This is a genomic window from Streptomyces sp. NPDC058653, assembly GCF_042716895.1.
In the GTDB taxonomy this organism is placed as follows: domain Bacteria; phylum Actinomycetota; class Actinomycetes; order Streptomycetales; family Streptomycetaceae; genus Streptomyces.
The window spans coordinates 42,386-60,009 of the sequence record NZ_JBHXRM010000038.1; the positions used below are offsets into that span (position 1 = coordinate 42,386).

Genomic DNA, 17,624 nt, shown 5'->3' on the forward strand with positions numbered 1-17,624 from the left:
GGTTGGGGCTTCCTGCGGCTCCTGCGGCGCATGTGACTCCTGGTGTGCTGGTGGGTGACGAAGTTATCCACAACCGGTGAGTTGTCCACCAAGATCCACTCGCTGCGCGCCTTCGTCGCAGAGTCGGTGCCGGAGGTGGTGCCGACATGAACGCGACGGGGGCACTCGGGCGGTACGGCGAAGGGCTGGCCGCTCGGCGGCTGGAAGCGGCCGGGATGACCGTGCTGGACCGCAACTGGCGGTACGGCAGGACGGGCGAGATCGACATCGTGGCCCGCGACGGGGACGTGCTGGTCGTCTGTGAGGTGAAGACCCGCCGGGGAGGCTCTTTCGAGCATCCGATGGCGGCGGTGACTCCCGTGAAGGTCGAACGGCTGAGGCGACTCGCGGCCTGCTGGCTGGAGGCCTTCGGGGGGCCGCCCCCGGGCGGCGTTCGCATCGACCTGATCGGTGTGGTGCTGCCCAGGCGCGGCGCCCCGGTGGTCGAGCACGCGCGAGGGGTGGCCTGATGGGGTTCGCACGGGCCTGTTCGGTCGCGCTGGTCGGCGTCGAGGGTGTGGTGGTGGAGGTCCAGGCGGACCTCGAACCGGGCGTGGCGGCCTTCACCCTCGTCGGGCTCCCCGACAAGAGCCTGACGGAGAGCCGGGACAGGGTCAGGGCCGCCATCGTGAACTCCGGTGCGGAGTGGCCGCAGAAGAAGCTCACGGTGGGGCTCAGCCCGGCCTCCGTACCGAAGTCCGGGTCCGGTTTCGATCTCGCTGTCGCGGTCTCCGTGCTGGGGGCGGCGGAGCGTATCGAGCCGCGCGCCATCGCCGATCTGGTCCTGATCGGGGAGCTGGGGCTCGACGGCAGGGTCCGGCCGGTACGAGGCATCCTTCCGGCCGTCCTCGCGGCCGCCGAGGCCGGATACCACCAGGTGGTCGTGCCGGAGCAGACGGCGGGCGAGGCGTCACTGGTCCCGGGAGTCTCCGTGCTCGGCGTACGGAGCCTTCGCCAGCTGATCGCCGTCCTGACCGGTGAACCGGTCCCCGACGAGCCGACGGTCACCGAGGAGGGCCGTCCCGATCCGATGCTCGCCGGTCTGATGGTGCCCGGCGCCGGGGTGGGAACGGGCCTGGCTCCGGGCTTCGGACAGCGCGACGCCCACCGTCCGGACCTCGCTGACGTGGCGGGCCAGCAGGCGGCGCGTACGGCTCTGGAGGTCGCCGCGGCGGGCGGACACCACCTGTTGCTCCAGGGCCCGCCGGGGGCGGGCAAGACGATGCTCGCCGAGCGGCTGCCCGCACTGCTGCCGCCACTGACGAGGCAGGAGTCCGTCGAGGTGACGGCGGTGCACTCGGTCGCCGGGATTCTGCCGCCCGGCGAGCCACTCGTACGTACGGCGCCGTACTGCGCGCCGCACCACTCGGCGACCATGCAGTCCCTCGTCGGAGGCGGGAACGGGCTGGCGAGGCCCGGAGCGGTGTCCCTGGCGCACAAGGGCGTGCTCTTTCTGGACGAGGCCCCGGAATTCTCCGGCAAGGCACTCGACGCGCTGCGCCAGCCCCTCGAATCGGGGCAGGTGGTCATCGCGCGCAGCGCCGGAGTCGTACGGCTGCCCGCCCGCTTCCTGATGGTCCTCGCCGCCAACCCGTGCCCGTGCGGGCGGCACACCCTGCACGGAGCCGGGTGCGAGTGTCCGCCGTCGGCGATCCGCCGCTATCAGTCACGGCTCTCCGGTCCGCTGCTCGACCGCGTCGACCTGCGGGTGGAGGTCCAACCCGTGCACCGCGCGGACCTCATGGGCCAGGGCGGCCGGGGCGAGACCTCGGCCGTTGTCGGCGGGCGGATCGTGGAGGCCCGGCTGCGATCGGCGGCGCGGTTGGAGGGGACGCCCTGGACCGTGAACAGCGAGGTGCCGGGGCACGAACTGCGTACCCGATGGGTCACCGCGCCCGGGGCGCTCGACGCCGCCGAGCGTGACCTCGAGCGGGGCCTGCTCACGGCGCGCGGTCTCGACCGTGTGCTGCGGGTCGCGTGGACGGTCGCCGACCTCGCCGGACGGGACCGACCCGACGGCCGGGACGTGGGCCTGGCACTGGAGCTGCGAACCGGCATCGGACGGGGCGCCGGAGCCACGGTCGGAGGGATCTCATGACCGCGGGGACCGACGCCGACGACCGACTCGCGCGCGCCGCCCTCACACGCGTGATCGAGCCGGGCGACGAGAATGGCGGGCGGTGGCTCCGCAAGTACGGCGCCCGAGGGCTGATGGACCTGCTCACCTCGCCGGACGGGACCGACGACGAGGCTCTGGGAGAAGTCGGTCCACGACGTATCAGTGGCCTGCGCGCCCGCGCGGCGGCGGCGACCCCGGAGCGGGATCTCGCCGCCGTCACCGCGATCGGCGGGCGCTTCGTCTGCCCCGGTGACCAGGAGTGGCCGACGCAGCTCGACGACCTCGGCGCGTCACGCCCCATCGGCCTGTGGGTGCGCGGCGGGCCCGACCTGAGGCTCTGGGCCCTGCGCTCCGTCGCCGTCGTCGGGGCCAGGGCCTGCACACCGTACGGCGCGCACATGGCGGCGAGCATCGCCTCGGGTCTGGCCGAGCGGGGCTGGGTCGTGACGTCGGGCGCGGCGTACGGGGTCGACGGAGCCGCCCACCGGGGCGCACTCGCGGTCGACGGCGCGACCGTCGCCGTCCTCGCCTGTGGTGTCGACGTCGTCTATCCGCCGGGCCACGCGGAACTGGTACGCCGCATCGCGGAGCAGGGCCTGGTCGTGGGAGAGCTGGCGCCCGGCGATCATCCGACCCGCAGCCGGTTCGTCCTCCGTAACCGCGTGATTGCCGGGCTCACCCGGGGCACGGTCGTGGTGGAGGCCGAGTACCGGAGCGGCTCGCTGGTCACCGCGCGCAGCGCGCAGCGGCTCGGGAGGTTCACGATGGGGGTGCCCGGCCCGGCGACGAGCGGGCTCTCCGCCGGGGTGCACGAACTGCTGCGCGGCGAAGGCGTGCTGGTCACGGACGCGGCCGAAGTGGCCGAGCTGGTGGGGGACATGGGCGACCTCGCACCCGCGCGGCGCGGTCCCGTCCTGGCCAGGGACCTGCTCGACCCCGTCGGCAGACGGATCCTCGACGCGCTGCCCGCGCGTGGCGCCGTCGGCGGGCGGGACATCGCGAGGGAGGCCGCGACGACGGCCGACGAGGCTCTCGGGAAGCTGTACGAACTTCACTCCCTCGGGTTCGTCGAACGGCATGGCGACCTCTGGCAGTTGACGCCGCCGACGACAAGGGACGGTGGTGCGCGGCGAGCCGGTCCTTGACCTGGGGCATTCGGGTGAAAAGGTGAGGTGGATGACCATCGCAGTTCTCCCGGCGGCGCGACAGGCGCCGATACGCGTGGTGTCGGCGCCCGACCGCGAAGTCCCGGCGGCGCCCGACAGGGCCTCTCCGGACAGGTACCAGCCCGGCCTCCTCGCGCACCGCGACGAAACTGTCACGCTACGCTCACCAGGAATCCGGCCCAGACACACCTCCCCTCACTTCACGGCAGAACGGCTCAAGGCGACGAATGCCCCAGCACACCTCCGGGTCCGACCGTGCGGCGGCGTCCCCCGTGGGGCCCCCCCCGGCCCGCGGCGAAGTGCGACCCCCCGCCCCCACGGCCCTCGACACCTTGTGGCGGTCGTACAAGACCACGGGCAACGAGCGGCTGCGTGAGCAGTTGATCCTGCACTACTCGCCGCTGGTGAAGTACGTCGCCGGCCGGGTGAGTGTGGGACTGCCGTCCAACGTTGAGCAGGCGGACTTCGTCTCCTCCGGGGTCTTCGGGCTCATCGACGCGATCGAGAAGTTCGACATCGAGCGGTCGATCAAGTTCGAGACCTACGCGATCACACGCATCCGCGGCGCGATGATCGACGAACTGCGCGCGCTGGACTGGATCCCGCGCTCCGTACGGCAGAAGGCCAGGGCCGTCGAGCGGGCGTACGCGACGCTGGAGGCACAGCTGCGGCGCACCCCGTCGGAGGCGGAGGTGGCCGCCGAGATGGACATCGCCGTGGAGGAACTGCACGCCGTCTTCAGCCAGTTGTCGCTGGCGAACGTCGTGGCGCTGGAGGAACTGCTGCACGTCGGCGGGGAGGGCGGCGATCGCCTCAGCCTCATGGACACCCTGGAGGACACCGCCGCCGACGACCCCGTCGAGGTCGCCGAGGACCGCGAGCTGCGCCGGCTGCTGGCCCGCGCCATCAACACCCTTCCCGAGCGCGAGAAGACCGTGGTCACCCTCTACTACTACGAGGGGCTCACGCTCGCCGAGATCGGCAACGTCCTCGGCGTCACCGAGAGCCGCGTCAGCCAGATCCACACCAAGTCGGTGCTCCAGCTCCGCGCCAAACTGGCCGACGCGGGGCGCTGAATCGTCCCTGCCCCACTTGTGCGGACGGCCTCCGCCGTACAGTAGGCGTGTGCCCAGGATTCGAGCGGCCTCTGTGGCCGAGCACCGGACCATGCAGCGCGGCGCCCTGCTGGACGCCGCACGCTCCCTCCTGTCCGAAGGCGGTACGGAGGCGTTGACCTTCCCCGCCCTCGCCGAACGCACGGGTCTCGCCAGGTCGTCGGTCTACGAGTACTTCCGCTCGCGCGCGGCCGTCGTCGAAGAGCTCTGCGCCGTCGACTTCCCCGTGTGGGCCGCCGAGATCGAATTCGCCATGGCGGAGGAGCCGACCCCCGAGGCCAGGATCGAAGCGTATGTGCGCAGGCAGTTGAGCCTGGTGGGCGACCGCCGTCACCGCGCGGTGGTCGCCATCTCCGCGAGCGAACTCGACGCGGGCGCCCGGGAGAAGATCCGGGCGGCGCACGGCGGACTCATCGCGATGATCGTCGACGCCCTCTCGGAACTGGGCCACGAGCAGCCGAGGCTGGCCGCGATGCTCCTCCAGGGCGTTGTGGACGCCGCCGTGCGGCGGATCGAGCTGGGCGCGGCCGAGGACCCCGAGGTGATCGCCGAGGCGGCGGTGTCCATGGTGCTCCAAGGCGTACGCGGTACCTGACTCCTGTACGACTCCGGTGCCGCACCCACGCGGCCGCGGCGAGCAGGGCGGCAGCATGCAGGGCGTCGGCGGCTGCGGCGGCTGTCTCCTCGGCCATGATCACCGCGTCGTCTGGCGGGACGGGCGACCGCGCTCCGGCCGGGGTCCGTACGGCAGCGGGCTCGGGGATCCCGAAGACCGGCAGCAGTCGCGCCGGGCCGCGGTCGAGCAGGTCGTCGGGGAGCAGGGACAGCGGATCGAGATAGGTCTCACCGCGCAGAAGACCCCAGTGCAGACAGCCGCCCTCGCAGTGGAAGGGCCCCGGGCCCAGCACGGCCACGACCTGGCCCGCCTCCACCTCGTCGCCTTCGGTGACGACGGCGGTCACCGGTTCGTAGGTGGTGCGCAGCGGCGGCTGCCCGGTGCCGGTCAGCGTGATCGAGAGGACGCCGCGACCCGCGACCTTGCCCGTGAAGGACACCCGGCCGGGGGCGGCGGCCCGGACGAGGGTGCCAGGAGCGGCGGCCAAGTCCACGCCCCGGTGGCCGGGACCGTAGGGCGTGGCGGGCGGCTCCCATCCCCGTAGAACCGTCGGCCGTGGCCCCACAGGCCAGGCCCGGTCGCCGCTGACGACGCCCTCGCGGCCTGCGTCCCTCGCCCCGCCGACCGGGGCGTCGACCTTGCTCCCCGCGGCGACCGGGGCGTCGGCGGCGCCGACAGGAGGGGGCGGGGGCGGCTCGGAGTCGGCGCTCGCCTCCTGGTCGTCTGCGGCCCGTGCTTCGGGCGAGGGTCCGAACAGGACGGTCGCCACTACCCCGGCGAGGGCGGCGACGCCGAGGGAGAGGCACCGGGAGACGATCCCGCGCCGGGAACGACGGCCGGGTCGGGTGGAAGCGTGGACGAGTACTTCGTGGACAGTGATCATGTGGTTCACGCTGCCGCATTCGGCGGATTTAAGTGGATCATGCTCGGAATCTGTGGATAACCCGTGCGTTGTGAACAACTCCGTCACCCTCGCACTCCGTCGCAGGGCACTGTGCGGGTCCCGTACACTTCCTGTGGCGATCCGGGTCACCGGATCGACTTCGCACGCCCCGCCGCCGGCCTTCGCCGGTGTCCGCGCTTCTCGGTCCCTAGTGGCAAAGCGTTCCGGGGCGTCAGGCGCGTCCGCCGTCCGGCGGACGCGACAACCGAGTACCTCAAGGAGTACGGCCATGGCCGTCGTCACGATGCGGGAGCTGCTGGAAAGCGGCGTCCACTTCGGTCACCAGACCCGTCGCTGGAACCCGAAGATGAAGCGTTTCATCTTCACCGAGCGCAACGGCATCTACATCATCGACCTGCTCCAGTCGCTGTCGTACATCGACCGCGCCTACGAGTTCGTCAAGGAGACCGTCGCGCACGGCGGCTCCATCATGTTCGTGGGTACGAAGAAGCAGGCCCAGGAGGCCATCGCCGAGCAGGCGACGCGCGTTGGCATGCCGTATGTCAACCAGCGTTGGCTGGGCGGCATGCTCACCAACTTCTCCACCGTCTACAAGCGCCTTCAGCGTCTGAAGGAGCTCGAGCAGATCGACTTCGAGGACGTGGCCGCCTCCGGCCTCACCAAGAAGGAGCTCCTGGTCCTCTCCCGCGAGAAGGCCAAGCTGGAGAAGACCCTCGGTGGTATCCGCGAGATGCAGAAGGTGCCCAGCGCCGTCTGGATCGTCGACACCAAGAAGGAGCACATCGCCGTCGGTGAGGCGCGCAAGCTCCACATCCCGGTCGTCGCGATCCTCGACACCAACTGCGACCCCGACGAGGTCGACTACAAGATCCCGGGCAACGACGACGCGATCCGCTCCGTCACCCTGCTCACCCGCGTGATCGCCGACGCCGTCGCCGAGGGCCTCATCGCCCGCTCCGGCGCCGCCACCGGCGACTCCAAGCCGGGCGAGAAGGCCGCTGGCGAGCCCCTCGCCGAGTGGGAGCGTGACCTCCTCGAAGGCGACAAGAAGGCCGACGCCGAGAAGTCCGCGGACGCCGCCGAGGCGCCTGCCGACGTCCAGACCTCCGCCGAGACGGAGAAGGTCGCCGACGCCGAGCAGGCCGACGAGGCCCCTGCTCCGGCCGAGGCCCCCGCCGCCGAGGCTCCGGCCGCGGACGGCGACAAGGCCTGACCTCAAGGTTCGGTTGCTGACGGCGGGGGCCACGGCCCCCGCCGTCCACCCGTAGATCTTCGACTTCCGAGAGAGATTCACAGACATGGCGAACTACACCGCCGCTGACGTCAAGAAGCTCCGCGAGCTCACCGGCGCCGGCATGATGGACTGCAAGAAGGCCTTGGTCGAGGCCGACGGCGATGTCGACAAGGCCGTTGAGGTACTTCGCGTCAAGGGTCAGAAGGGCGTCGCCAAGCGCGAGAGCCGCAGCGCGGAGAACGGCGCTGTCGTCTCCCTCGTCTCCGACGACAACACCTCCGGTGTCCTGCTGGAGCTGAAGTGCGAGACGGACTTCGTCGCCAAGGGTGACAAGTTCCAGGCCGCGGCCAACGCGCTGGCCGCCCACGTCGCCACGACCAGCCCGGCCGACATCGACGCGCTGCGCGCCTCGGAGATCGAGCCCGGCAAGACCGTCCAGGCGTTCGTCGACGAGGCCAACGCCAACCTCGGCGAGAAGATTGTCCTGGACCGCTTCGCGCAGTTCCAGGGCGCGGGCAGCTACGTCGGCACGTACATGCACCGCACCATGCCCGACCTGCCGCCGCAGGTCGGCGTCCTGGTCGAGCTGGAGAAGGGCGGCGTGGACGACGCGACAGTCGCCGCCGTCGCCAAGGACGTCGCCCAGCACATCGCCGCCTTCGCGCCGAAGTACCTCACCCGTGAGGAGGTTCCGGCCGACGTCGTCGAGAACGAGCGCCGCGTCGCCGAGGCCACCTCCCGCGAGGAGGGCAAGCCCGAGGCGGCTCTGCCCAAGATCGTCGAAGGTCGTGTCAACGGCTTCTTCAAGGAGGTCACCCTCCTCGACCAGCCGTTCGCGAAGGACAACAAGAAGTCCGTCAGGAAGGTCCTGGACGAGGCGGGCGTCACGCTGAAGCGCTTCTCGCGCATCCGCGTCGGTGCCTGACGTTCCGGACATCGTCCCGGGGCCGAGCACCCGGGACCGCGCAGTCGTACGCGATCGACGGTGGACCCGGCTAGGGTCTACTGCAGTCGCCGGCCGAACACGCGCCGGACGGCCGCAGATCTGACGAGGAGGCCATTGCCGCTAGGGACAGGGACCCATCGGCAATGGCCTTCTTCGTATGTGCACGAGGAGACCCCCATGAACAAGGGCGCGGACGCCACCCAGTCCACCGACGACAACAGCGACCCCGGCAAGAAGGCCGGGCGCTTCATGCTGAAACTGTCCGGTGAGGCGTTCGCCGGCGGGGGCGGGCTCGGCGTCGATCCCGACGTCGTACACGCCATCGCCCGCGAGATCGGCGCCGTCGTGCGGGACGGGGCGCAGATCGCCATCGTGATCGGTGGAGGCAACTTCTTCCGGGGCGCCGAGCTCCAGCAGCGCGGCATGGACCGGGCGCGCTCCGACTACATGGGGATGCTCGGTACGGTCATGAACTGCCTGGCCCTCCAGGACTTCCTGGAGAAGGAGGGCATCGACTCCCGGGTCCAGACCGCCATCACCATGGGGCAGGTCGCCGAGCCCTACATCCCGCTGCGCGCCGTACGGCACCTGGAGAAGGGGCGCGTCGTCATCTTCGGCGCCGGCATGGGGATGCCGTACTTCTCCACCGACACCACCGCCGCCCAGCGCGCCCTGGAGATCGACGCGGAAGCGCTGCTCATGGGCAAGAACGGCGTGGACGGGGTGTACGACTCCGACCCCAAGACCAACCCCGACGCGGTGAAGTTCGACGCGCTGGAGTACGGCGAGGTGATCACCCGCAACCTCAAGGTCGCCGACGCCACGGCCGTCACTCTCTGCCGTGACAACGCCCTGCCGATCCTCGTCTTCGAACTGCTCACGGAGGGCAATATCGCGCGCGCCGTCAAGGGTGAGAAGATCGGCACGCTCGTGAGCGATCAGGGCACCCGGGCCTGAACTCCGGCTGCCCCGCACGGGGATGGACAAAGCCCTGCCGGTCGGACACCGTGCAGGAAGAAGACGCGACGCAGGTTCCGCCGGCCCCGTAAGCACCGGGCCCACTCAAGACACGCAGGAGCAAGTGGTGATCGAAGAGACCCTCCTCGAAGCAGAGGAGAAGATGGAGAAGGCCGTCCTGGTCGCCAAGGAGGACTTCGCCGCGATCCGCACCGGTCGTGCGCACCCGGCGATGTTCAACAAGATCGTGGCGGACTACTACGGTGCCCTGACCCCGATCAACCAGCTCGCCTCGTTCTCGGTGCCCGAGCCGCGCATGGCCGTGGTGACCCCGTTCGACAAGAGCGCGCTGCGCAACATCGAGCAGGCCATCCGCGACTCCGACCTCGGAGTGAACCCCAGCAACGACGGAAACATCATCCGCGTGGTGTTCCCCGAGCTCACGCAGGACCGCCGCAAGGAGTACATCAAGGTCGCCAAGACCAAGGCGGAGGACTCGAAGATCTCGATCCGCTCCGTACGCCGCAAGGCCAAGGAGACGATCGACAAGCTGATCAAGGACGGCGAGGTCGGCGAGGACGAAGGCCGCCGCGCGGAGAAAGAGCTCGACGACACCACGGCGAAGTACGTCGCCCAGGTTGACGAGCTGCTCAAGCACAAGGAAGCCGAGCTGCTCGAGGTCTGATGAACGACTCTTCCTGGGGGGCCCCGCCGACTGCCGGCTACTGGGGACCGCCTGACCAGGGGGCTGCCCCGGCGGGTCCCGCATACGATGCGCTTGACGCACAGCAGACTCGGCCCATGCCCATCGTGCCCGACGTACCCGCGAGCGGCGGGGCCCAGGATGACGACCGGGGGGCTGCTCGGCCGGGCGGCCCCCTGTTCCGTGACGAAACGCCGCAGGAGCCCATGTCCGCCCCTCCGCCACCCCCGCCGAAGAAGCGGGCGGGCCGTGACCTCAGGGCGGCCATAGGTGTCGGTGTGGGACTCGGTGCGGTGATCGTGGCGTCCCTCTTCATCGTGAAGGCCGTCTTCATCGGCGTCATGGTGGTCGCCGTCGTCGTCGGGCTGTGGGAGTTGACCTCCCGGCTCGACGAGAAGAAGGGCATCAAGGTGCCCCTCGTCCCGCTCGCGGTCGGTGGCGCCGCGATGGTGGTCGCCGGGTACGTACGGGGCGCGGAAGGCGCCTGGGTCGCCACCGCGCTCACCGCGCTCGCCGTGCTCGCGTGGCGGATGACGGAGCCGCCCGAGGGCTACCTCAAGGACGTGACGGCGGGCGTTTTCGCGGCGTTCTACGTGCCGTTCCTGGCGACGTTCGTCGCGATGATGCTCAAGGCGGACGACGGCGCGGAGCGAGTGCTCACGTTCCTCGTGCTGACCATCGTCAGCGACACCGGTGCCTACGCGATCGGCTGGCGCTTCGGCAGCCACAAGCTGGCGCCGCGCATCAGCCCCGGCAAGACCCGCGAGGGGCTGTTGGGCGCGCTGGCGTTCGCCATGGCGGCGGGCGCGCTGTGCATGCAGTTCCTCATCGAGGACGGCACCTGGTGGCAGGGGCTGCTGCTCGGTCTCGCGGTGGCGGCCAGTGCGACGCTCGGGGACCTGGGCGAGTCGATGATCAAGCGGGACCTCGGGATCAAGGACATGGGCACGCTGCTGCCCGGTCACGGCGGCATCATGGACCGCCTCGACTCGCTCCTGCCGACGGCCCCGGTGGTGTGGCTGCTGTTGGTGGTGTTCGTCGGCTCGGGCTGAGCCGTACCCGTACCGGTTACCCTGGTAAGGCCCGCCGTCCTGGACGGCGGGCCTTACTGCGCTCCGTCTGCGCCTTGCGGTCGCGGAGCCCGTCACATGAGGTCTCCCGGCACCGGCAGTGTGCCCACGTCACTCCCGCGGTCGGCGGGAAACACCGGCCTCGTCGTACCGAGGAGAAAACAGCTCATGGCACCGCCCAACCCCGGAGAGCTCACCTTCGTCGCGCCCCGTGGCGCCAAGAAGCCACCGAGGCACCTCGCCGACCTCACGCCTGAAGAGCGTCGTGAGGCCGTCTCGGCGCTCGGCGAGAAGGCGTTCCGTGCCAAGCAGCTGTCGCAGCACTACTTCGCGCGGTACGCGCACGACCCCGCCGAGTGGACGGACATCCCTGCCGCCGCACGCCAGAAGCTCGCCACGGAGCTGCTGCCGGACCTGATGTCCGTGGTGCGGCACATCTCCTGCGACGACGACACCACCCGTAAGACACTGTGGCGCCTGCACGACGGCACGCTCGTCGAGTCGGTCCTGATGCGTTACCCGGACCGGGTCACCATGTGCATCTCCTCGCAGGCGGGCTGCGGCATGAACTGCCCGTTCTGCGCCACGGGGCAGGCGGGGCTCGACCGTAACCTCTCCACGGCGGAGATCGTGCACCAGATCGTGGACGGCATGCGCGCGCTCCGTGACGGCGAGGTCCCCGGCGGCCCCGCACGGCTGTCCAACATCGTCTTCATGGGCATGGGCGAACCGCTCGCCAACTACCGCCGCGTCGTCGGCGCCATTCGCCGGCTCACCGACCCCGAGCCGGACGGTCTCGGTCTCTCGCAACGCGGCATCACCGTCTCGACGGTGGGTCTTGTACCCGCGATGCTGCGGTTCGCCGACGAGGGCTTCAAGTGCCGCCTCGCCGTCTCGCTGCACGCGCCCGACGACGAGCTGCGCGACACCCTCGTGCCGGTCAACACCCGGTGGAAGGTGCGGGAGGTGCTGGACGCCGCGTGGGAGTACGCGGAGAAGTCGGGGCGCCGCGTCTCCATCGAGTACGCCATGATCCGCGACATCAACGACCAGGCGTGGCGGGGCGATCTGCTGGGGCGGCTGCTCAAGGGGAAGCGGGTGCACGTCAATCTGATCCCCCTCAACCCGACACCCGGGTCCAAGTGGACGGCCTCCCGCCCCGAGGACGAGAAGGCCTTCGTGGAGGCCATCGCGTCGCACGGGGTGCCCGTGACGGTGCGCGACACGCGTGGTCAGGAGATCGACGGGGCGTGCGGACAGCTGGCGGCCACGGAGCGCTGAGCGCGGCCCAGGGGCCCCGTTGGGGTCCATGTACCCTGGGGTTCGATCAAATTACATATTCCGACAGGGGAGCGCCACAGCGCTGAGAGTGCGGCAGAGGCTCGGAAAGAGCCTCACGGTCGCAGACCCTCTGAACCTCGCCCAGGTCATTCTGGGTAGGAAGTTCGGTCATCACTCATGCTGTTGCGCCCTGCCCTGCTCCGGTTCGCCGGCGCGGGGCGGGGCCGCGTCTTCTCCTGGACATCCCAGGAGGAATTCAGTTGCGTACCACGAAGAAGATGGCGGTCGGCGCCGTCGCCGCGGCGTTGGGAGTCTCTACGCTCGCCGCGTGCGGCGGCGGGTCGGAGGATTCCGCGTCGTCGGACGGCGCGAAGTCCAAGAGCGTGACGCTCGTCGCCCATGACTCGTTCGCCGCCTCGGACTCCGTACTGAAGGAGTTCACGGAACGGACCGGCTACACCGTCAAGGTGCTGAAGAGCGGCGAGGCCGGCGAGGCTCTCAACAAGGAGATCCTCACCAAGGGTTCGCCGCAGGGCGACGTCTTCTTCGGCGTCGACAACACCCTTCTCTCGCGCGCCCTCGACAACGGCCTGTTCACGCCGTACGAGGCGAGGGGTCTCGACCAGGTCCGCGCCGACGTGCGCCTCGACGACGCCGAGCACCGTGTCACCCCTGTCGACACCGGCGACATCTGCGTCAACTACGACAAGAAGTACTTCACGGACAAGAAGCTGGCACCGCCGGAGTCCTTCGCAGACCTGACGAAGCCCGCCTACAAGGACCTCCTGGTCGTCGAGAACGCCGAGCTGTCCTCACCGGGCCTCGGCTTCCTCCTCGGCACCGTCGCCGCTTACGGGGACGACGGCTGGCAGGACTACTGGAAGAAGCTCAAGGCCAACGGCGTCCAGGTCGTCGACAGCTGGGAACAGGCCTACAACGAGGACTTCTCCGGCTCGGCCGGCGGCAAGAAGGCGAAGGCGGAGCGGCCGCTCGTCGTCTCGTACGCCTCCAGCCCGCCCGTCGAGGTCCTGTACGCCGATCCGCAGCCCGAGGAGGCGCCGACCGGCGTCGCGAAGGGAACCTGCTTCCGCCAGATCGAGTTCGCCGGTCTGCTCCAGGGGGCGAAGAACGAGGCGGGCGGCAAGGCCCTGCTGGACTTTCTGGTGAGCAAGACCTTCCAGGAGGACATGCCGCTCAACATGTTCGTGAATCCGGTCGTCGACGGGGCGAAGCTGCCCGCGCTCTTCACCGACCACGGCGCCGTCGTCGACAAGCCCCGGACCGTCGCCCCGGAGAAGATAGCCGAGAACCGCGACGAGTGGATCCAGTCGTGGTCCTCACTCGTCGTCAAGTAGGCGCGGACGCCGCCCGGAAGGACGAGCGGAGTACGCGTACAGGGGCGGGTCCGGGTGCCGGTCCGCCGCGCCGGTGGCCGATCCGAGGACGGGGCCGGGACGCCGGCGTCACGGTGCGGGCGGCGCGTCGCCGGGGGAGCGTCCTCCGGCTCTGCCTCATGGCCGTGCCCGTCGCGTTCTTCGCGGTCTTCTTCGCCTACCCCGTCGTCGCGATCGTCGGCCGCGGGCTGAAGTCCGACGGCTCCTGGCACTGGGGCAGGTTCGGCGACGTGCTGAGCCGGGCCGACATCGGACAGGTGCTCTGGTTCACGACGTGGCAGGCCTTCGCCTCCACCGCTCTCACTCTGCTGATCGCCCTTCCCGGTGCGTATGTCTTCGCCCGCTTCGATTTCCCCGGCAAGCATCTTCTGCGCGCCGTGGTGACGGTGCCGTTCGTCCTTCCCACCGTGGTCGTCGGCACGGCGTTCCTCGCGCTGCTGGGGCGCGGCGGGCTGCTCGACGAACTGTGGGGTGTGCGGGCGGACACGACGGTGTGGGCGATCCTGCTCGCGCATGTTTTCTTCAACTACGCGGTGGTGGTCCGCACCGTGGGCGGCCTCTGGGCGCAGCTGGACCCCCGTCAGGAGGAGGCCGCGCGGGTGCTCGGCGCGGGGCGCCTCGCTGCCTGGTGGCGGGTCACGCTGCCCGCGCTGGGCCCCGCCGTCGCCGCCGCAGCGCTGATGGTCTTCCTCTTCACCTTCACCTCCTTCGGCATCGTCCAGATTCTCGGAGGTCCGGCCTACTCCACCCTGGAGGTGGAGATCTACCGGCAGACAGCGCAACTGCTCGATCTGCCGACCGCGGCCGTTCTGACGATGGTGCAGTTCGCCGCCGTCGGCGCGATTCTCGCGCTCCACGCCTGGACCGTACGGAGGCGGGAGAGCACCCTTAAACTCGTCGATCCGGCGCAGACGGCGCGCAGGCCCCGCGGAATCGGCCAGTGGGCCCTGCTCGCCGGCGTGCTCGGCACCGTCCTCCTCCTCATCCTGCTGCCCCTCGGCGTGCTGATCGAGCGGTCCCTCGACGGACCGGCCGGCTACGGCTTCGACTACTACCGGGCGCTGCGTTCGGTGGAGGCGAGCGGCGGCACGTTCCTCGTACCGCCGCTGGAAGCCGTCTGGAACTCCCTTCGCTACGCCCTGACGGCCACCGTCATCGCCCTGGTGGTCGGCGGGCTGGCCGCGACGGCGCTCACCCGGCGAGCGGGACGCCTCGTACGGGGCTTCGACGCCCTGCTGATGCTTCCGTTGGGCGTCTCGGCGGTCACCGTCGGCTTCGGATTCCTGATCACCCTCGACAAGCCGCCGCTGGATCTGAGGGCGTCGTGGATCCTGGTGCCGCTGGCCCAGGCCCTGGTGGGGGTCCCGTTCGTCGTACGGACCATGCTTCCCGTCCTGCGCGCCGTGGACGGGCGGCTGCGCGAGGCCGCCGCCGTGCTGGGGGCGTCACCGCTGCGTGCGTGGCGGGAGGTCGATCTGCCGATGGTGCGGCGGGCGGTGCTGGTGGCCGCCGGGTTCGCCTTCGCCGTCTCGCTCGGTGAGTTCGGTGCCACGGTCTTCATCGCGCGACCGGACCGGCCGACGCTGCCGGTGGCCGTCGCGCGGCTGCTGGGCCGGCCGGGTGATCTCAACTACGGGCAGGCGATGGCGCTGAGCACGGTGCTGATGGTGGTGTGCGCCGTGTCGCTGCTGGTGCTCGAACGTATCCGTACCGACCGTTCCGGAGAGTTCTGATGGCCCTGCTCACTCTTGAGGACGTGACCGTGCGGTTCGGGCACCGTACGGCGCTCGACAGGGTGGATCTGGAGATCGCCGCCCACGAGATCGTCTGTGTCCTCGGGCCGAGCGGCAGCGGCAAGTCCACGTTGCTGCGTGTCGTCGCCGGTCTTCAACCGCCGGACACGGGGCGGGTATTGCTGGAAGGCTCCGACCAGGCGGGGGTGCCGGTGCACCGGCGGGGCGTCGGGCTGATGTTCCAGGATCACCAGCTCTTTCCGCAGCGCGACGTCGGCGGAAACGTCGCGTTCGGGCTGCGCATGCGTGGGGAACCGCGCGGTCAACAGCGGCGACGCGTAGCCGAGTTGCTGGAGCTCGTGGGCCTGCCGGGCGCCGAGCGCCGCGCCGTTGCCGCGCTGTCGGGCGGGGAGCAGCAGCGCGTGGCACTGGCGCGGGCGCTCGCCCCGCGCCCCCGGCTTCTCATGCTCGACGAACCGCTCGGTCAGCTCGACCGGAGTCTGCGCGAACGCCTGGTGGTGGAACTGCGCGGCGTTTTCGCACAGTTGGGCACGACGGTTCTTGCCGTCACACACGACCAGGGCGAGGCATTCGCACTCGCCGACCGCGTGGTGGTGATGCGCGACGGACGCGTCGCGCAGAGCGGCACACCGGTGGAGGTCTGGCAGCGCCCTGCCTCCGCGTTCGTCGCGCGCTTCCTGGGCTTCGACAACGTGGTGGCCGCCACGGTGCGGGGCGACGTCGCCGATACGCCCTGGGGCAAGATCCCGGTGCCCGCCGGCTCACCGGGGGGCCGACGCACACTGCTGGTACGTCCCGCAGGGGTGCGGATCGGTCCTGCTGAGGAGGGACTGCGCTGCACCGTCGGGGCTCGGATCTTCCGTGGCAGCCACGTCGCCGTTCAACTGCGCCCCACGGACGGACCGGTCGTGGAGGCGGAGTGCGCACTCCGCGACGTGCCCGCCGAGGGCGCGACCGTCGGGGTCTCCTTCGCAGCCGAGGACCTGGTGGTCCTGGACGACCCGGAGCCCGACCCGGCAGGCGTCGAAGGGGACGCCGCCCCCACGGGCGACAACGGGGCCGACTGACGAGGGCGGGCCGACGGGGGCGGACCGACGGGGGCGGCCATCCGCCCCCGTGGCCCCGCAGGTCAGGCCGAGAGACGCGCCAGCGCCTCGGGCACCTCCGCCACCGAGTCGACGAGCGCGATTCGGGATTCCATCGAGCGCTCCCGCGCCAGCGACGTGAGCAGCGGCCACGCGGGCAGCTTCTCCGTCCAGTGCGCGCGGTCGACCAGGACCATGGGCGTCGGTTCGCCGCGTGACTCGTAGTAGTTCGGCGTCGCGTTGTCGAAGACCTCCTGGACGGTGCCGGCGGCGCCGGGCAGGAAGACGACGCCGGCGTTGCAGCGGGCCAGCAGACCGTCCTCCCGGGTCGCGTTGGCGAAGTACTTCGCGATGTGCCCGGCGAAGGCGTTCGGCGGCTCGTGGCCGTAGAACCAGGTGGGAATTCCCACCGACCCGGCGCCCCCGGGCCAGCGGCCCCGTACCTCGAACGCGGCGCGCGCCCACTCGGAGATCGACGGGGTGAACGACGGTGTCTTGGCCAGGATTTCGAGCGCCTCGTCCAGCATCTGGTCCGGATGCGGGGCGGCGTACGCCCCGAGGTTCGCGGCCTCCATGGCACCGGGGCCGCCGCCGGTCGCGACAGTCAGCCCCGTATGGGCCAGGTCGCGCCCGAGACGCGCCGCTCCCGCGTACGCGTCGGTGCCCCGTGCCATCGCGTGGCCGCCCATCACACCGACGACCCGCGCGCCGACCAGGAGTTCGTCCAGAGCGTCGGATATCGCGTCGTCGTGGACCGACCTCAGCATCGAGCTGAGTATGTCGCCGTCGGCCTTGGTGCGCTGGAACCACCGGTACGCGAGCGCGTCCGGCGTCACGTCGTAACCGCCCTCGTCCAGCCCTTCGAAGAGGTGCTCGGGCGTGTAGAGAAGGCCCCGGTACGGGTCGAAGGGAAGGTGCGGGACGGGAGGGAAGACCAGGGCCCCGTCCGCGCGTATCTTCGCCGCGGCGTCCGGTGCCATCGGGCAGCCGAGGAAGACGGTTTCGGAGGTGTCGGTGGACAGCAGCGCGAGCGTACGGCCCGTCAGGTCGACCGACTGGATCCGGTACCCGCTGAGCGTTCCGCCGAGGATCACCTGGTCGAACTCGTCGAGGGTCTCGATCTCGCGGTCCAGGCCGTCCGCGCGGTGCTCCCAGAGCCCCTGCGGGCCCCGTGTCGCGGCCTGTTGTGCCTCATGCCCGTCGTGTCCCTCGCCGTAAGCCATGGAGGACACGATAGGCCG

General features: G+C 70.6%; 15 protein-coding genes, 1 pseudogene and 1 riboswitch. Of the genes and pseudogenes, 14 read left to right on the top strand and 2 right to left on the bottom strand.

What is annotated here, in order from left to right:
• The first annotated feature begins 146 nt into the window (after positions 1–146).
• The 5 genes from ACFWU9_RS27365 to ACFWU9_RS27385 all read left to right on the top strand — a co-directional run bounded on the left by ACFWU9_RS27365 (position 147) and on the right by ACFWU9_RS27385 (position 5,034).
• Positions 147–509: a YraN family protein gene (locus ACFWU9_RS27365; protein ID WP_384322951.1), complete on the top strand. Its 363-nt coding sequence runs from the start codon at positions 147–149 to the stop codon at positions 507–509.
• Positions 509–2,137 carry a YifB family Mg chelatase-like AAA ATPase gene (locus tag ACFWU9_RS27370; protein WP_384322953.1) on the top strand — a complete coding sequence of 543 codons (1,629 nt, stop codon included), beginning with the start codon at positions 509–511 and terminating at the stop codon, positions 2,135–2,137. The genes ACFWU9_RS27365 and ACFWU9_RS27370 overlap by 1 nt, the downstream gene beginning before the upstream one ends.
• On the top strand, positions 2,134–3,303 hold the full coding sequence (gene dprA / locus ACFWU9_RS27375; RefSeq protein ID WP_384322955.1) for a DNA-processing protein DprA: 1,170 nt from the start codon (positions 2,134–2,136) through the stop codon (positions 3,301–3,303). The genes ACFWU9_RS27370 and dprA overlap by 4 nt, the downstream gene beginning before the upstream one ends.
• Before the next feature lie 248 nt (positions 3,304–3,551).
• Positions 3,552–4,400 carry an RNA polymerase sigma factor WhiG gene (whiG, locus tag ACFWU9_RS27380; RefSeq protein WP_384322957.1) on the top strand — a complete coding sequence of 283 codons (849 nt, stop codon included), beginning with the start codon at positions 3,552–3,554 and terminating at the stop codon, positions 4,398–4,400.
• Positions 4,401–4,473: 73 nt separating this feature from the next.
• Entirely contained in the window at positions 4,474–5,034 is a 561-nt protein-coding gene (locus ACFWU9_RS27385; protein ID WP_384323017.1) for a TetR/AcrR family transcriptional regulator, read from the top strand.
• Positions 5,035–5,326: 292 nt separating this feature from the next.
• On the opposite strand, the pseudogene ACFWU9_RS27390 reads toward ACFWU9_RS27385, so the two are convergent.
• Positions 5,327–6,229: pseudogene (locus ACFWU9_RS27390) on the bottom strand (peptidoglycan DD-metalloendopeptidase family protein); the annotation flags it as partial.
• Between ACFWU9_RS27390 and rpsB the strand changes: the two are divergent.
• The 9 genes from rpsB (at position 6,228) to ACFWU9_RS27435 (ending at position 16,365) form a co-directional block, all read left to right on the top strand.
• A complete protein-coding gene (gene rpsB / locus ACFWU9_RS27395; RefSeq protein ID WP_384322959.1) occupies positions 6,228–7,172 on the top strand; it encodes a 30S ribosomal protein S2 in 945 nt (314 codons plus the stop codon). The pseudogene ACFWU9_RS27390 and the gene rpsB sit on opposite strands and share 2 nt — an antisense overlap.
• Before the next feature lie 85 nt (positions 7,173–7,257).
• A complete protein-coding gene (gene tsf, locus ACFWU9_RS27400) occupies positions 7,258–8,118 on the top strand; it encodes a translation elongation factor Ts (protein ID WP_384322961.1) in 861 nt (286 codons plus the stop codon).
• A gap of 198 nt (positions 8,119–8,316) precedes the next feature.
• A complete protein-coding gene (gene pyrH / locus ACFWU9_RS27405; RefSeq protein WP_384322963.1) occupies positions 8,317–9,096 on the top strand; it encodes a UMP kinase in 780 nt (259 codons plus the stop codon).
• Positions 9,097–9,223: 127 nt separating this feature from the next.
• The gene (frr, locus tag ACFWU9_RS27410) at positions 9,224–9,781 is read left to right on the top strand and encodes a ribosome recycling factor (protein WP_078074826.1); all 558 of its coding nucleotides are present in this window, start codon (positions 9,224–9,226) and stop codon (positions 9,779–9,781) included.
• A complete protein-coding gene (locus tag ACFWU9_RS27415; RefSeq protein ID WP_384322965.1) occupies positions 9,781–10,851 on the top strand; it encodes a phosphatidate cytidylyltransferase in 1,071 nt (356 codons plus the stop codon). Before frr ends, ACFWU9_RS27415 begins: the two co-directional genes overlap by 1 nt.
• 186 nt (positions 10,852–11,037) lie before the next feature.
• Complete coding sequence (gene rlmN, locus ACFWU9_RS27420) at positions 11,038–12,150, top strand: 23S rRNA (adenine(2503)-C(2))-methyltransferase RlmN (protein WP_384322967.1); 1,113 nt, start codon at positions 11,038–11,040, stop codon at positions 12,148–12,150.
• A 55-nt stretch (positions 12,151–12,205) separates the two neighbouring features.
• Positions 12,206–12,330: riboswitch (TPP riboswitch) on the top strand.
• Positions 12,331–12,410: 80 nt separating this feature from the next.
• On the top strand, positions 12,411–13,505 hold the full coding sequence (locus ACFWU9_RS27425; RefSeq protein WP_384322969.1) for a thiamine ABC transporter substrate binding subunit: 1,095 nt from the start codon (positions 12,411–12,413) through the stop codon (positions 13,503–13,505).
• Positions 13,506–13,663: 158 nt separating this feature from the next.
• Entirely contained in the window at positions 13,664–15,277 is a 1,614-nt protein-coding gene (locus ACFWU9_RS27430) for an ABC transporter permease (RefSeq protein WP_384322971.1), read from the top strand.
• Positions 15,278–15,282: 5 nt separating this feature from the next.
• Positions 15,283–16,365, top strand: coding sequence for an ABC transporter ATP-binding protein (locus ACFWU9_RS27435; RefSeq protein WP_384323019.1), 1,083 nt, complete (start codon positions 15,283–15,285; stop codon positions 16,363–16,365).
• A 62-nt stretch (positions 16,366–16,427) separates the two neighbouring features.
• Here ACFWU9_RS27435 and ACFWU9_RS27440 read toward each other — a convergent pair whose 3' ends face one another.
• A complete protein-coding gene (locus ACFWU9_RS27440) occupies positions 16,428–17,606 on the bottom strand; it encodes an LOG family protein (protein WP_384322973.1) in 1,179 nt (392 codons plus the stop codon).
• Between the last annotated feature and the right edge of the window lie 18 nt (positions 17,607–17,624).